Below are 14,525 nucleotides of genomic sequence, written 5' to 3' on the forward strand. Positions count from 1 at the left end.
GGCTGATGGCGATGTGTGATGCCGCCGGTGTCATAGTGATCGAGGACTGCGCGCATACGATGGGGGCCGCCTGGGACAGCGTTCCCAGCGGCCGTTGGGGGCGTTTTGGTTGCTATTCGACCCAGACCTATAAGCACATCAACTCAGGCGAAGGTGGCTTGCTGATCTGTGACGGGGCGGAGGATATGGCCCGCGCGATCATGCTTTCTGGTAGCTATATGCTCTTTGAAAAACACCGCGCAGCACCTCCGGTCGAGACCTTTGCCCAGATCAAATACGAAACGCCCAATATTTCCGGCCGGATGGACAATCTGCGCGCCGCGATCCTGCGCCCGCAATTGCGTAACCTTGCAAAGCAATCTGCGGCATGGAATGCCCGTTACCGCGTGTTGGAGGAAGGTTTGTCCGATACCCCCGGCCTGCGCCTGATTCCGCGCCCCGAGAAAGAGCAATTCGTCGCGTCATCCTTTCAATTTCTACTGCTGGATTGGGACGCTGATGCTGTGAACGATGTCTTGGCGCGTTGTGCGGCGCGCGGCGTAGAGCTGAAATGGTTCGGCGGGGCAGAGCCCAAAGGCTTTACCTCGCGCTATGACAGCTGGCGCTATGCGCCCTCCGCGCCAATGCCCGCATCAGACCGCGTGTTGGCCGGGGTCGTCGATATGCGCCTGCCGCTTACGTTTAGCCTCGAAGACTGCGCGTTGCTTGCGCGGATCATTGGAGCGGAAGTTTCGGCGGTATATCAAGGCCAAGCCGCCGCGCAATAGCAGGCCGCCTTCTGTTGCATACGAGAAATGACTCGACAGAGGCGTTGACGTGCTCCTATTTATGAACAGTTGTTCAATTAAAGCGGAGCCAACGGATGTTTCATGCCTCCATGACGTTTGATCTCGGGGAAGACGTGAATGCGTTGCGAAACGTGGTGCACGACTGGGCGCAAACACGGCTGAAACCGATGGCCGTGGATATTGATCGCAAGAATGTATTTCCGACACAGCTTTGGCGGGAAATGGGCGTGCTTGGCCTGCTTGGTGTCACGGTGGATGAAACCTATGGCGGCGCGGGCATGTCCTATCTGGCCCATTCCGTCGCCATCGAGGAAATCGCCCGCGCGAGTGCATCTGTCGCTCTGTCATATGGTGCGCATTCCAATCTTTGCGTGAACCAGATCAACCTCAAAGGCACCGACGCGCAAAAGGCACGATACCTGCCACAGTTGATCTCCGGCGATCATGTGGGCGCGCTGGCCATGTCAGAGGCGGGTGCAGGATCGGACGTGGTTTCGATGACGCTGCGTGCGGAAAAGCGCAACGATCACTACCGTCTGAACGGCGCGAAATATTGGATCACGAACGGACCCGATGCCGATACGCTCGTGGTTTACGCCAAGACCGATGCTGCCGCTGGCGCGAAGGGGATTACGGCATTCCTGATCGAAAAGGAAATGACCGGATTTTCGACGTCGCAACATTTCGACAAGCTGGGGATGCGCGGCTCAAACACTGCTGAGCTGATCTTTGATGATGTAGCTGTGCCGTTTGCGAACGTGCTAGGGGAAGAGGGCAAAGGCGTTCAGGTGCTGATGTCGGGGCTGGACTATGAACGGGTTGTGCTTGCAGGCATCGGTGTTGGTATCATCGCCGCCTGTCTGGATGAGGTGATGCCCTACGTGTCCACCCGCACGCAATTTGGCCGGCCGATTGGGAATTTTCAACTGATGCAGGGCAAGATCGCGGATATGTATACGGCGATGAACGCTGCACGGGCTTACGTTTATGAAGTAGCCCGCGCTTGTGATCGCGGCACGGTAACACGGCAAGACGCGGCGGCCTGTTGTCTGTATGCCTCTGAGGAGGCGATGAAACAGGCGCATCAAGCCGTCCAAGCCCTCGGCGGGGCCGGATATATGCAAGACGCCCCGGTTGCGCGCTTGTTCCGCGATGCCAAGCTGATGGAAATCGGGGCAGGGACGTCGGAAATCCGGCGGATGCTGATCGGGCGCGAGATGATGGGGGCGATGAGGTAGAGCGATGCGCGTAGCTTTCTTCTTCCCTCTCGCGGCGCTGATTGCCTTTGCGGCCTACTTGGGTCTGCGATCCGGACAAATGCCCGGCGAGACCGAAATCATCAACCGCTATGCGGTCATTTACCTGCAAACGGCGCCAGAAGGCGCCGCACCGACTGATTGCGCCGCGACGACACATCCAGACCCGGCGGTGCGGATGGTCATCAATTGCGCCCACCCAAATGGGGTCACAACGACCTTTTATGCGGGCCCGCGCGGGGCCAGCCTGCCACAACCGACAGGGCCGGATCTATGACCGATCGCGCATTGCATGAGGCGGCCCTATCCGACGTAGCAAAGGCTGCAAAGACTGCGGCGCTGGGCGGCGGAAAGGCCGCGCGCGCGCGCCATGTCAGTCGCGGCAAAATGCTGCCGCGTGACCGCGTGTCGGGTCTGCTCGATCCCGGAAGTCCATTTCTGGAAATAGGCGCAACTGCGGCGCATGGCCTTTATGACGGCGCGGTCTCCTGTGCTGGCGTGATTGCGGGCGTTGGCTGGGTGCATGGCCGTCAGGTGATGGTGGTGTGCAATGATGCCACCGTCAAAGGCGGTACCTACTATCCGATGACCGTGAAAAAGCACCTGCGCGCGCAAGAGATCGCAGAAAAATGCCGATTGCCATGTGTGTATCTCGTCGATAGCGGCGGGGCGAACCTTCCCAATCAGGATGAGGTCTTTCCCGACCGCGAGCACTTTGGCCGCATCTTCTACAATCAGGCACAGATGTCTGCCAAGGGTATCCCGCAGATTGCCGTGGTCATGGGGTCATGTACCGCTGGTGGGGCCTATGTGCCTGCGATGGCGGATGTCTCGATCATTGTGAAAGACCAAGGCACGATCTTTTTGGCCGGGCCACCACTGGTCAAGGCGGCGACTGGTGAAGTTGTGTCGGCGGAGGATCTGGGCGGTGGGGACGTGCATACCCGGCTGTCCGGCGTGGCTGATTATCTGGCTGAAGATGATACACATGCCTTGGCGCTGGCGCGGCAAGCTGTGTCATCTTGTGCATTGGAAAAATCAAACGATAATAGAAGGTTACAGGTTGAACCTCCGAAAGTTGACCCTGACACGCTTTTTGATGTGGTGCCTGCGGACCTGCGCACGCCTTACGACATCCGCGAGGTCATCAGACGGATCGTGGACGGGTCGCGGTTTGATGAATTCAAGGCGCGGTTTGGCGAAACGCTGGTCTGTGGCTTTGCGCATATCGATGGCTGGCCTTGCGGGATCATCGCCAACAATGGTGTGCTGTTTTCGGAAAGTGCGCAAAAGGGCACGCATTTTGTGCAGCTGTGCAGCCAACGAAAAATCCCGCTGGTCTTCCTGCAAAATATCACTGGTTTCATGGTGGGGCAGAAGTACGAGAATGACGGCATCGCGCGACATGGGGCCAAGATGGTCACGGCCGTGGCAACAACGCAGGTGCCCAAGATCACCATGGTTGTTGGCGGTTCCTTCGGGGCGGGGAATTATGGTATGGCAGGAAGGGCTTACAGTCCTGACTTTATGTGGTCCTGGCCGACCTCCCGGATTTCGGTGATGGGAGGTGAGCAGGCCGCCGGTGTTCTGGCGACGGTCAAACGTGACGGGATGGAACGGCGCGGCGAAAGCTGGTCGCAAGCGCAGGAAGCGGCGTTCAAAAAGCCGATGATCGATATGTTCGCAGAGCAATCTCATCCGCTTTATGCCAGCGCAAGGTTGTGGGATGACGGGATCATCGACCCGCGCAAAAGCCGCGAAGTCCTGGCCCTGTCACTGGCCGCCGCAATGCATGCGCCTATTGAGGACACCCGTTTCGGTGTATTCAGGATGTGATGCATGATGTTTGACAAAATCCTGATCGCAAACCGTGGCGAAATCGCCTGCCGGATCATCAAGACAGCGCGCGCGATGGGCGTGCGCACGGTCGCCGTTTATTCCGACGCAGATGTCAGCGCGCTGCACGTGCAGCAGGCGGATGAAGCCGTCCGGCTTGGGCCCGCGCCGGTCAGCGAGAGCTACCTGCGCGGTGATCTGATTATCGCAGCCGCATTGGCGCGGCGCGCGCAGGCAATCCATCCGGGCTATGGGTTTTTGTCCGAAAATCCGGACTTCGTGGCCGAGGTCGAAAGGGCGGGTCTGACCTTTATTGGACCCTCCGAAAAGGCGATCCGCGCGATGGGATTGAAAGACGCGGCAAAGGCGTTGATGGCAGATGCCGGTGTACCGGTTGTACCTGGGTATCATGGGGCAAATCAGGACCCGATGTATCTGGCTGCGCAGGCGGCTGAGATCGGTTATCCGGTTTTGATTAAAGCGGTGGCAGGTGGCGGCGGAAAAGGGATGCGTCTGGTGGAGGAAGCGTCTGATTTTCCAGAAAATCTGGCTGCTGCCCAGTCGGAAGCACAAAATGCCTTTGGCAACGACAATGTCTTGATCGAAAGATACATCACCGCACCGCGTCACATAGAAGTGCAGGTTTTCGGTGACGGCGCGCAGGCCGTGCACCTGTTTGAACGCGATTGCTCTATCCAACGGCGCCACCAGAAGGTCATCGAGGAGGCGCCAGCACCCGGCATGACCGAAGAGATGCGTTCTGCGATGGGGCAGGCGGCAGTGAAGGCCGCCCGGACCATTGGCTATGCGGGCGCCGGCACGGTGGAATTCATTGTCGACGGTACGGGCGGGCTGCATCCGGACCGGTTTTGGTTCATGGAAATGAACACCCGTTTGCAAGTCGAGCATCCGGTCACGGAGGCCGTCACGGGGGTCGATCTGGTCGCATGGCAATTGCGCGTGGCGTCCGGCGAAGGGCTGCCTTGCACCCAGCATGAGATCCACTTGCGCGGCCATGCCTTTGAAGCGCGGCTTTACGCAGAGGACGTCCCCGCAGGTTTCTTGCCTGCTACAGGGCGGCTATCACATCTGCGGTTTCCAACCAACGCCCGTATCGATAGCGGCGTCCGAGAAGGTGATGAGATTTCAGCTTGGTATGATCCCATGATTGCCAAGCTCACCACATATGGTCCGGATCGGGGTGCTGCATTGCAGAGGCTCAGGTCTGCGTTGGATGGCTGCGAGGTCGCGGGCACACTGACCAATTTGGGGTTCTTGCGTCGGCTGTCGCGGGACCCGGCGTTTGAGGCCGGCGATGTTGATACAGGGTTGATTGCGCGCAACGCGGAAAATTTGATGGCAGACCCGCCGCCTTTGCAGGCTGATATTGCGGTAGCGGGGTTGGTGGCGGCAGACTTGGGACATGGGCCGCTGACGGGTTTTACCCTTTGGGATGCCTTGGATCGCGTCATTTCCTTGGCGCAGGGCGATCAGGTTTTTGATGTCACGTTGACGGTGCTTGGCCCGGATATCTGTGACGTGACCATTGACGGCCAGATCACCCAACTGACCCGCAGTGGTGAGGGCTGGGGCGCAAGGACTGCACGACATGATGGCCGCGTCACTGTGTTTGGCCCCGCATGTCAGACGTTTTCAATTGTTGATCCGCTTGACCGGAATGTAACCCAAATCGGCGGCGATCATATTCTTGCGCCAATGCCCGGATTGGTCCGGTCAGTTGCGGCCAAAGTCGGGCAGGTGGTGTCAGCAGGGGACCGGTTGCTGGTGCTTGAAGCAATGAAGATGGAACATGTCCTGCGCGCGCCGCGCGATGGCGTTGTTGCCGAGGTCTGTGTCGCCCCTGACACCCAAGTCACCGCGCAGATGCCGCTTGTCTATCTGGAGCCAGCCTAGATGTTTGTTGAGACGTTGCCGGGGGCGCTGCCCCGGACCCTACGGGCCCACCCCGAGGTATTTTTGAACAAAAGAAGGGCGCGCGCATGACCGAGCATGTGTGCATTCATGAAGTCGGTCCCCGTGACGGTCTGCAAAACGAGAAGGCTGTGATTTCAGTTGCGCGCAAGGTCGCATTGATTGATGCGCTGGCGGCCTCTGGATTGTCGGATATCGAGGTGGGTAGTTTTGTCAGCCCCCGTTGGGTGCCCCAGATGGCGGATACGGATTTGGTCATGGCGGCCCTTGGGGACGTTGTGGGGCTGACCTATGCCGTGCTGGTGCCCAATATGCGCGGTTGGGACGGATTTGTTGCCGCCGGTGGTGTTGGAAAATCTTATGCTATTGCGGTCTTTGTTTCTGCCTCGGAGGGGTTTTCGCAGAGCAATTTGAATTGTTCGGTGGCAGATTCGATCCGACGACTTGCGCCGGTTGTTGATGCCGCGACAACTGCGGGCATCGCGGTGCGCGGTTATGTGTCTTGTGTGGCTGAATGCCCGTTTGACGGGCCAACACCGCCAGCAAAGGTAGCTGAGGTCGTCGCCAACTTGCGTGCCGTGGCCCCGATGCCGGTGTCTTTGGGAGATACCTTGGGCCGCGCTTCACCTGAACAGATTGTGCCGATGCTTGCGCAGGTTTTGAACATGGTGCCGCCGCACGAGCTTGCCGGGCATTTTCACGACACGAATGGCCACGCGTTGCGCAACATTGAAGTCGCGCTAGAGATGGGTCTGCGCGCTTTTGACAGCGCGGTTGGCGGTTTGGGGGGGTGTCCCTATGCCCCCGGCGCGCCCGGCAATGTCGCCACCGAGGATGTGTTGGAATTGATGGCACGCCTAGGCTACCACACAGGCGTTGACCGCGATCTGATCGCGACGGCCGCGCAAATGGCAAAGGACATGCGATGATTGATTGCGATGTGGACGACCGCGGTGTCGCCATTTTGACGCTGCAAAGGGGCGAAAAGCACAATGCGTTGTCGCAAGCTTTGATTGATGCGTTGCACCGGACCGCCAATGATATTGCCGGGCGTGACGATATTCGTGTCGTTGTCCTCTCCGCTTCGGGCAAAAGCTTTTGTGCGGGCGGTGATCTGGGTTGGATGCAAGAGCAAATGGCCGGTGACATCGAAATGAAGCGCGCTGCCGCGAAATCGATTGCCGATATGCTCAGCGCGCTGAACACTCTGCCGCAGCCCTTGATCGGGCGCATTCAGGGCAATGCATTCGGTGGTGGTGTCGGTCTGGCCTGTGTCTGCGATATCGTCATTGCCGCAGATCATGCGCGCTTTGGTTTGACCGAGACGAAGCTGGGGCTCATGCCTGCAACGATTGGCCCCTATGTGCTTGCCCGCATGGGTGAGGCGCATGCGCGGCGCGTTGTCATGTCATCCCGGATCTTTGATGCGCAAGAAGCAAAAGACCTTGGGATTGTGGCCCAGGTTGTCCCGCAAGCAAAGCTCGATCACGCGGTCGCGGTTGAGGTTGACGCGTTTCTGCAATGTGCCCCCCAAGCCGTGGCGGCGACAAAGGCCTATGCCCGCAGCCTTGGCCCTGTGATCGACGAATCGGTGATTGCGCGTTCCATTGCGGCCCTCATCGCGCAGTGGGAAGGGAAGGAGGCAAAAGAAGGCATTTCTGCCTTTTTTGCCAAGCGAAAGCCGTATTGGGCCGTGTAATCAATAGTTAAGCCGTCAGAATTCTGTCTCACTTTGGTCCGATTCAGCGTGTCTTCTAGATGCTGACAAGGAGATCGAGATGTTTTTTGCTTGGCCGACCCTAGAACAAGCCACCTACCGTGTGATGCGATTGCGCCGCCTGATTGGTGTTGCTGTAATCGTGCCGATGGCGGTGATCTTCTGGGTGACGATCTCTGATCCGACAGTTCTTGCCGCAAGCCATGCATCCATCGCGATCATCGGTATTGCCGCTCTTGTGGTGACCCATGCCGCTTTCTTCCCCAATGGCGCGCTTGAGACCCTCGCACTTTCCTTTGCAACGACCCTGCTTGTGCTGACGATGCCGTTGCTCAAGGCGCTGTCGCTTTGGGCGCCAATCGGTCAAGAGGCGGGCGTTCTCGTTCTGCTTTACGGCTTTGCTGTTGTCGCGACCGGCGTTCTGTCTGCGATTATCCAGATCATCTTGAATTCGCTGATCTATTTTGGTCCGGTGTGGCGCAAGACACTGGAGAGCGAAATCGTTGTAAATTGCAGCCCGAAAGTGGCGTTTCAACAATTTGCGCTGCGTCCAGACTTGCGTCGCGGCAAGGTTTTGACCGGTCCGGTTGATGAAAACGGGTTCTTTAATGTGGCCGTGGCCATGCCTGAGACCGCCGACGATTGCCGTGACATCGAAGAGAATATCGTCCGTCTTGACGCGAAGATCTTGCAGTCCACCCCGGAGCGCCATGATGTCATGATGGTCATGGACAACGGCGCGATTGCGGTAAACTCCCAGAAATTTTTTGTGCACTCTAATGGATGCATGGTGAAGGTCTCTGATTTGCCGGGCGATTTTACGGTAGGGATGCATCTGTTGTTCTGGCTTACAGATCAGCAGGCCGACAATCTGACAGAGACCGCAGATATGGTCATGGGTCATGATGAACGTGCAAATAACGCGGCCCATCACGTGTCACTGCTGACTGTCGCTGGCGCTGTACTTTCGCCACGGCCGCCCGTGTCCGACCGAGCCGAGTAAAACCTTCCAAAATTGATCGTCTGCGACACCGCGCTTGGTTGACCCCTCGCGGTGTCAAAGGTATGCAACAGGCAGCCAACATGCGGTGTGCCCTTTTGGGTGTGCCGAGCCGAAAGGAACACCCCTTGCAGGAAATGCTTCTCGAATACCTGCCGATCATGATCTTTCTGGGGCTTGCAATTGCGCTGGGCCTGATCCTGATTATTGCAGCCGCCGTCGTTGCGGTCCGCAATCCCGACCCCGAAAAAGTATCAGCCTATGAGTGCGGATTTAACGCATTTGATGATGCTCGCATGAAGTTTGATGTGCGGTTTTATCTGGTCGCGATCCTTTTCATCATCTTTGATCTTGAGGTCGCGTTCCTGTTCCCATGGGCCGTTGCCTTCCAAGACGTCAGCATGGTGGGCTTTTGGTCGATGATGGTCTTTTTGGGCGTGCTGACAATTGGCTTTGCCTATGAATGGAAAAAAGGGGCGCTTGAATGGGAGTGATGACCGGGACATCCGTGGGTGCCGACAAAGAGCATGGCGCCCAGCTGATAAATTCTGAATTGCAGGACAAGGGTTTCCTTGTGACCTCAACCGCGGACATTGTGAACTGGGCGCGGACCGGATCGCTGCACTGGATGACCTTTGGTCTGGCCTGTTGTGCGGTCGAGATGATGCACACCTCGATGCCGCGTTATGACCTTGAGCGATTTGGGACAGCGCCGCGCGCCTCTCCGCGCCAGTCGGATTTGATGATTGTTGCGGGCACATTGACCAACAAGATGGCCCCTGCCTTGCGTAAGGTTTACGACCAGATGCCAGAGCCGCGGTATGTGATCTCAATGGGGTCTTGCGCCAATGGCGGTGGGTACTACCACTATAGCTATTCTGTCGTGCGCGGCTGCGACCGGATCGTGCCAGTGGATGTCTATGTGCCCGGCTGCCCGCCAACGGCGGAAGCGTTGCTTTACGGCATCCTCCAATTGCAGCGCAAGATGCGCCGGACCGGGACGATCGTGCGCTAAGCGCGGTGAAAGGATTAAGAAATGACTGAAGCCCTAGAAGAACTCGGCACCCATCTGGAGCTGAAGCGCACGGACTGCGTGCTTTCATGGGAGGTTGCCCATGATGAATTGACGATCACCGTCGCGCCGACCTCGTTGGTAAGCTTTGTTGAGTTTCTCAAAACCGACGCGACCAGCAAATTTTCTTCGCTGGTGGATATCACTGCCGTCGATTATCCCGCGCGTTCAAAACGCTTTGACGTCGTCTATCACTTCCTGAGCATGTATCAGAACCAGCGCATCCGGTTGCGCGTTCAGATCCGCGAAGAGGATATGGTGCCTTCGATCATCTCCGTCCACCCTTCGGCGAATTGGTTTGAGCGTGAAGTCTTTGACATGTTCGGGATCCTGTTCTCAGGCCACCCTGATCTGCGCCGGATCCTGACGGATTATGGATTCCGCGGTCATCCACTGCGCAAAGATTTCCCGACAACCGGCTACACCGAGGTGCGTTACGACGAGGTGCAAAAGCGGGTTGTCTATGAACCGGTGAGCTTGGTGCAGGAATACCGCCAGTTTGACTTCATGTCGCCTTGGGAAGGGGCCGAATACATCCTCCCCGATGACGAGAAGAAAGAAGAGAAGGCTGGTTGATGGCCGGACCCGCGCTACTTTACTGTGTCGGCGCGACCAAGGCGGGGACGTCTTGGCTTTATCGCTATCTGCACGATCATCCTGATTGTGCCATGCCTGCCGTGAAAGAAGCCCATTACTGGGATACGTTTGACGCCGCAGACCTCGAAAATCAGTTGGCGGCCTTTCGTATGCGTTTGCGCGAGCTGCGCAAGGGCAAGTCTGAAGCGGTCAAGGCAGGGCGGGATTGGCAGGTGGAAAACCTTGATCGCCGTATCAACGAAATGAAGGCATTGATGGCCACCTTGAGTGGCGATCGGACCGCTGACGCGGCCTATTTCGCTTGGATGTTTGACGGGCGCGAAGCAAGCGCGCTTGTCGCTGACATGACACCAAATTACGCTACCATCAGCGATGAGGCATTGATCCGGATGCGTGATGCATCCCCAACCGCAAAGTTTTTGTTCCTGATCCGTGATCCACTGGACCGCCTTTGGTCGCATATTCGCATGCAAGCCCATCGTCAGCGGCAGGCCCATGAGGTCTATGAAAAAAAGGCCAACAATATTCTTCACCGGATGCTCAACCGCGGCATGGAAACGCATATCCTCACGCGCGGTGAATATCCGGCGATCATCCGCAAACTGCGCCGCATTATCCCTGAGGGCCGGTTGCTGATCCAGTTTACCGAAGACCTTCTAACGCCCGACGGGCTGGCATGTCTTTGCGCCTTTCTCGGCATCAAGCAGACCAAAGCCGACGTAACGGAACCTGTCCATGAAGGACCGCCGGTTGTCATGCGCGACAAGTTGCGCGTGCGTGCTTTGGGCATGTTGAATGAACATTACGAATGGGTGGCGCGCAATGTCGGGCCCCTGCCACAGCGGTGGCAACAAAATAGAGCGAGGGCTTAAGCCATGATGGACGGTGATATCCGAGTGAACACATATGATGATGGATCATCTGATGCGGCCACTGACGAGCAGCAGATCAGAAACTTCAACATCAACTTCGGCCCGCAACACCCTGCCGCGCACGGCGTGTTGCGTCTGGTGCTGGAGCTTGACGGTGAGATCGTCGAGCGTTGCGATCCGCATATCGGCCTGTTGCACCGTGGCACTGAAAAGCTGATGGAAAGTCGCACGTACCTGCAAAACCTGCCGTATTTGGATCGCCTTGATTATGTCGCGCCAATGAATCAAGAACATGCCTGGTGCCTCGCCATTGAGAAGCTGACAAAGACGCGAGTGCCCCGCCGGGCCTCTCTGATCCGTGTGCTTTATTCCGAGATCGGCCGCGTGCTTAGTCACCTGCTCAATGTCACGACCCAAGCGATGGATGTCGGCGCGCTGACCCCACCACTTTGGGGTTTTGAAGAGCGTGAAAAGCTGATGATCTTTTATGAACGGGCCTGTGGCGCGCGCTTACATGCGGCCTATTTCCGTCCCGGCGGTGTTCATCAGGACCTGCCTGACGAACTGATCGAAGACATTGATACCTGGGCCGTTGAATTCCCGAAAGTCCTTGACGACATCGATGGATTGCTGACTGAGAACCGCATTTTCAAACAGCGCAACGCCGATATCGGCGTCGTGTCCGAGCAAGATATCCAGGATTGGGGCTTCTCCGGTGTCATGGTGCGTGGCTCCGGCCTCGCTTGGGATTTGCGGCGCGCGCAGCCGTATGAATGCTACGACGAGTTTGAATTCCAGATCCCCGTTGGCAAGAATGGCGACTGCTATGATCGCTATCTTTGCCGGATGGAAGAAATGCGCCAGTCGACCCATATCATCCGGCAGGCCTGCGAAAAGCTCCGCGTCGAGAAGGGTGATATCATGGCACGTGGCAAGATGACCCCGCCGACACGCGGTGAGATGAAGACCTCGATGGAGGCGCTGATCCATCACTTCAAACTCTATACCGAAGGCTTCCATGTGCCCGAAGGTGAGGTTTACGCCGCCGTCGAAGCGCCCAAGGGCGAATTTGGTGTCTATCTTGTGGCTGACGGCACCAACCAGCCTTACCGCGCCAAACTGCGCGCGCCGGGCTATCTGCACTTGCAGGCGATGGACTACATCTGCAAGGGCCACCAACTGGCCGATGTCAGTGCGATCATCGGGACGATGGACGTTGTCTTTGGAGAGATCGACAGATGACGCCTGCAAACATCATCATGGGCATCTTGATTGCAGGCGGTTTTTTCGTCTCTGCAATGATTGGCCGCCTGTTTCGTAAAACGACGACGGGCATCATCATTGGTGGTGTTGCGGGGATCGCTGTGTCCGTCGTTGTTTTGATTTACGGGCTCAACAACGTCTTTGATTTTGCTGCAATCCCGGTGGATAGCTAGATGATGACCCGTGTTTTTTCAGGCGTTTTATTGTTGGTTGTCGCCGGTTGCACGGTGGCGATCCCGGATTTCCGAGGCGGATTTGACGGGTTTGACGGATTTCAGCCGGCGCCCGAAGCGCCGCAAGCCATCGCGGTCCCCCAGTCTGCGAAAGAACGCTTTATTGCGACAACTGCCGCGAATGGTTGTCAGGTCAATAGCGCGAATTCAGCGCTGATCCTTGAAGCCGCGACCCTGTCGCGTGAGGATCTGGCGCGCGTGATGACCGAGCTCAGGGCGGAAGGGCGCGGGCGGATTGCCGATGACGGCACATCATTCCTTTTGACCACGGGTGAATGTGCATGACGACAACACTTGGCATACCCGGCGCGTTGCTTTTTTTGCTCAGCGGGATGTCTCCGGCGGGGATCGTCCCCGGCGCAGTCTTTGCCATGATGAATGGCGCGTTAATACTAAATGGAATGACCTAATGCTACGCAGGCTTTACCACGACCAACCAGACTCCTTTGCTTTCACGCCAGAAAACCAGAAATGGGCCGAAGCACAGATGAAGAAATTCCCGGAGGGCCGTCAGGCCTCTGCGATCATCCCGATCCTGTGGCGCGCCCAAGAGCAGGAAGGCTGGCTTTCGCGCCCTGCAATCGAATATGTGGCCAACATGCTTGATCTGGCGTTTATCCGCGCGTTTGAGGTCGCATCTTTTTACTTCATGTTCCAGCTTCAGCCCGTTGGTTCTGTTGCACATATTCAGGTTTGCGGCACATTGTCATGCATGATTTGCGGCGCGGAAGACCTGATCGCTGTGTGCCAGGAAAAGATCGCTCAGAAACCACATGAGCTGTCCGCCGACGGAAAATTCTCCTGGGAAGAGGTCGAATGCCTTGGCTCATGTGCGAATGCGCCCATGGCCCAGATCGGCAAGGACTACTATGAAGACCTTACCACCGAGCGTCTGGGTGAGATCATTGATGAACTGGCCGCGGGGCGTGTGCCCACTCCCGGTCCGCAAAACGGGCGCTTTGCGGCAGAGCCGCGCAAGGGTCTGACCACCCTCAAAGAGTATGATAGCGGCAAAACAAAATTTAACGCCAGCGTGCAGTTGGCGATGGACATTGGCGATACGGTCAAGCGCATTGATGGTACCGAAGTCCCGTTGCTAACCCCGTGGATCAAAGGCGCAAGCGCGCCTGCGAAAGCGGCGAAAGCCGCAAGCAAGGCGTCCAAGAAAGCCGCCAAGCCTGCGCCAACAAAACCTGCTGAGGCCGCGACGCCCGCCGCTGAAATGCAGCCAGAAACACTGAATGCGCCGCGTGCAGGTGGTGCGGATGATCTCAAAAAGATCAGCGGTGTGGGCCCGAAGTTGGAGGTTGTGCTCAATGAGCTTGGGTTCTGGCACTTTGACCAGATTGCTGGTTGGGGCGCGGATGAAATCGCCTGGGTCGATAGTCGTCTGAAATTCAAGGGCCGGATCGCCCGCGATGATTGGATGGCGCAGGCCGCTGAACTGGCGAAGACAAAGTAAAACGCCGACCTTTTGTGCGGTTGCTTTTATTTCGCGTTCGGGCGGTGATGGCCTGCGGCGGTAATTCTTTACGCTCGGCCCCGATTTCGGGTAAGGGTTGTGTGAAGCGCAAGGGCGGGTCAATTTGACCGAACCATCGCGCCGCATCTGCAAGACCGCCCGACGGTCACCCAAGGGAGAAAGACGACTATGAAAGATACTGCACCCATTAGCCAGGGCATCATTGCTGTCGCTGCATTATTCGCAATCATCGGCGCAGGCGTGGCCTTTGTTCTTTATGATTTCTCGCTGATTGCATCCATTGCCATCGGCGCCGTTCTGGGCCTTGTCGCCGCAATTGTGCTGGCTTTGGGCTGGCGTGAACCGCAGTCTGGTCCACAAGACGTTGCGGCCGCAGCGCCAAAGCCCGCCGCTGCCCCGGCACCTGTCACCAAGTCCGCCCCTGCACCTGCGCCCGCACCGGCGCCCGAAAAGCCAGCGGCGTCCAGCGATAGTAC

General features: G+C 57.5%; 16 protein-coding genes and 1 pseudogene. All 17 read left to right on the forward strand.

All coding sequences use genetic code 11. The features are described from left to right. Positions 1-767 (forward strand): DegT/DnrJ/EryC1/StrS family aminotransferase (locus ACFDSS_RS09420; protein WP_375255501.1); only part of this gene is annotated, 767 nt, incomplete at its 5' end. 95 nt (positions 768-862) lie between these two features. Further along, the gene (locus ACFDSS_RS09425; protein ID WP_375255502.1) at positions 863-2,026 is read left to right on the forward strand and encodes an acyl-CoA dehydrogenase family protein; all 1,164 of its coding nucleotides are present in this window, start codon (positions 863-865) and stop codon (positions 2,024-2,026) included. 4 nt (positions 2,027-2,030) lie between these two features. After that, positions 2,031-2,321: a hypothetical protein gene (locus ACFDSS_RS09430; protein WP_375255503.1), complete on the forward strand. Its 291-nt coding sequence runs from the start codon at positions 2,031-2,033 to the stop codon at positions 2,319-2,321. Beyond that, positions 2,318-3,880, forward strand: coding sequence for a carboxyl transferase domain-containing protein (locus ACFDSS_RS09435; protein WP_375255504.1), 1,563 nt, complete (start codon positions 2,318-2,320; stop codon positions 3,878-3,880). Before ACFDSS_RS09430 ends, ACFDSS_RS09435 begins: the two co-directional genes overlap by 4 nt. A gap of 6 nt (positions 3,881-3,886) precedes the next feature. Next, entirely contained in the window at positions 3,887-5,794 is a 1,908-nt protein-coding gene (locus ACFDSS_RS09440; RefSeq protein WP_375255515.1) for an acetyl/propionyl/methylcrotonyl-CoA carboxylase subunit alpha, read from the forward strand. 86 nt (positions 5,795-5,880) lie between these two features. Beyond that, a complete protein-coding gene (locus ACFDSS_RS09445) occupies positions 5,881-6,741 on the forward strand; it encodes a hydroxymethylglutaryl-CoA lyase (RefSeq protein WP_375255505.1) in 861 nt (286 codons plus the stop codon). Further along, positions 6,738-7,511 carry a crotonase/enoyl-CoA hydratase family protein gene (locus ACFDSS_RS09450; protein WP_375255506.1) on the forward strand — a complete coding sequence of 258 codons (774 nt, stop codon included), beginning with the start codon at positions 6,738-6,740 and terminating at the stop codon, positions 7,509-7,511. The genes ACFDSS_RS09445 and ACFDSS_RS09450 overlap by 4 nt, the downstream gene beginning before the upstream one ends. 79 nt (positions 7,512-7,590) lie before the next feature. After that, entirely contained in the window at positions 7,591-8,532 is a 942-nt protein-coding gene (locus ACFDSS_RS09455; RefSeq protein ID WP_375255507.1) for a hypothetical protein, read from the forward strand. 125 nt (positions 8,533-8,657) lie between these two features. Continuing rightward, positions 8,658-9,023 carry an NADH-quinone oxidoreductase subunit A gene (locus ACFDSS_RS09460; protein WP_375255508.1) on the forward strand — a complete coding sequence of 122 codons (366 nt, stop codon included), beginning with the start codon at positions 8,658-8,660 and terminating at the stop codon, positions 9,021-9,023. Next, positions 9,014-9,544: an NADH-quinone oxidoreductase subunit B family protein gene (locus tag ACFDSS_RS09465; RefSeq protein WP_008235406.1), complete on the forward strand. Its 531-nt coding sequence runs from the start codon at positions 9,014-9,016 to the stop codon at positions 9,542-9,544. The genes ACFDSS_RS09460 and ACFDSS_RS09465 overlap by 10 nt, the downstream gene beginning before the upstream one ends. A gap of 21 nt (positions 9,545-9,565) precedes the next feature. After that, entirely contained in the window at positions 9,566-10,177 is a 612-nt protein-coding gene (locus ACFDSS_RS09470; RefSeq protein WP_375255509.1) for an NADH-quinone oxidoreductase subunit C, read from the forward strand. Beyond that, positions 10,177-11,070 (forward strand): sulfotransferase, encoded by an 894-nt coding sequence (locus ACFDSS_RS09475; protein ID WP_375255510.1) that lies wholly within the window; start codon positions 10,177-10,179, stop codon positions 11,068-11,070. Before ACFDSS_RS09470 ends, ACFDSS_RS09475 begins: the two co-directional genes overlap by 1 nt. 3 nt (positions 11,071-11,073) lie before the next feature. After that, positions 11,074-12,312, forward strand: coding sequence for an NADH-quinone oxidoreductase subunit D (locus tag ACFDSS_RS09480; protein ID WP_375255511.1), 1,239 nt, complete (start codon positions 11,074-11,076; stop codon positions 12,310-12,312). Further along, complete coding sequence (locus tag ACFDSS_RS09485; protein ID WP_375255512.1) at positions 12,309-12,506, forward strand: hypothetical protein; 198 nt, start codon at positions 12,309-12,311, stop codon at positions 12,504-12,506. The genes ACFDSS_RS09480 and ACFDSS_RS09485 overlap by 4 nt, the downstream gene beginning before the upstream one ends. A gap of 3 nt (positions 12,507-12,509) precedes the next feature. Then, positions 12,510-12,851 carry a hypothetical protein gene (locus ACFDSS_RS09490; RefSeq protein WP_375255513.1) on the forward strand — a complete coding sequence of 114 codons (342 nt, stop codon included), beginning with the start codon at positions 12,510-12,512 and terminating at the stop codon, positions 12,849-12,851. Between the two features lie 124 nt (positions 12,852-12,975). Further along, on the forward strand, positions 12,976-14,028 hold the full coding sequence (gene nuoE / locus ACFDSS_RS09495; protein ID WP_375255514.1) for an NADH-quinone oxidoreductase subunit NuoE: 1,053 nt from the start codon (positions 12,976-12,978) through the stop codon (positions 14,026-14,028). Positions 14,029-14,217: 189 nt separating this feature from the next. Continuing rightward, positions 14,218-14,525: pseudogene (locus ACFDSS_RS09500) on the forward strand (NADH:ubiquinone oxidoreductase); the annotation flags it as partial.

The organism is Yoonia sp., from assembly GCF_042093035.1.
Classification (GTDB): domain Bacteria; phylum Pseudomonadota; class Alphaproteobacteria; order Rhodobacterales; family Rhodobacteraceae; genus Yoonia.

What these genes read in the sequence shown, in the direction of transcription:
- ACFDSS_RS09425 (WP_375255502.1), top strand. Translation starts at nt 863, where the DNA reads ATGTTTCATGCCTCCATGACGTTTGATCTCGGGGAAGACGTGAATGCG.
- ACFDSS_RS09430 (WP_375255503.1), top strand. Translation starts at nt 2,031, where the DNA reads ATGCGCGTAGCTTTCTTCTTCCCTCTCGCGGCGCTGATTGCCTTTGCG.
- ACFDSS_RS09435 (WP_375255504.1), top strand. Translation starts at nt 2,318, where the DNA reads ATGACCGATCGCGCATTGCATGAGGCGGCCCTATCCGACGTAGCAAAG.
- ACFDSS_RS09440 (WP_375255515.1), top strand. Translation starts at nt 3,887, where the DNA reads ATGTTTGACAAAATCCTGATCGCAAACCGTGGCGAAATCGCCTGCCGG.
- ACFDSS_RS09445 (WP_375255505.1), top strand. Translation starts at nt 5,881, where the DNA reads ATGACCGAGCATGTGTGCATTCATGAAGTCGGTCCCCGTGACGGTCTG.
- ACFDSS_RS09450 (WP_375255506.1), top strand. Translation starts at nt 6,738, where the DNA reads ATGATTGATTGCGATGTGGACGACCGCGGTGTCGCCATTTTGACGCTG.
- ACFDSS_RS09455 (WP_375255507.1), top strand. Translation starts at nt 7,591, where the DNA reads ATGTTTTTTGCTTGGCCGACCCTAGAACAAGCCACCTACCGTGTGATG.
- ACFDSS_RS09465 (WP_008235406.1), top strand. Translation starts at nt 9,014, where the DNA reads ATGGGAGTGATGACCGGGACATCCGTGGGTGCCGACAAAGAGCATGGC.
- ACFDSS_RS09470 (WP_375255509.1), top strand. Translation starts at nt 9,566, where the DNA reads ATGACTGAAGCCCTAGAAGAACTCGGCACCCATCTGGAGCTGAAGCGC.
- ACFDSS_RS09475 (WP_375255510.1), top strand. Translation starts at nt 10,177, where the DNA reads ATGGCCGGACCCGCGCTACTTTACTGTGTCGGCGCGACCAAGGCGGGG.
- ACFDSS_RS09480 (WP_375255511.1), top strand. Translation starts at nt 11,074, where the DNA reads ATGATGGACGGTGATATCCGAGTGAACACATATGATGATGGATCATCT.
- ACFDSS_RS09485 (WP_375255512.1), top strand. Translation starts at nt 12,309, where the DNA reads ATGACGCCTGCAAACATCATCATGGGCATCTTGATTGCAGGCGGTTTT.
- ACFDSS_RS09490 (WP_375255513.1), top strand. Translation starts at nt 12,510, where the DNA reads ATGACCCGTGTTTTTTCAGGCGTTTTATTGTTGGTTGTCGCCGGTTGC.
- nuoE (WP_375255514.1), top strand. Translation starts at nt 12,976, where the DNA reads ATGCTACGCAGGCTTTACCACGACCAACCAGACTCCTTTGCTTTCACG.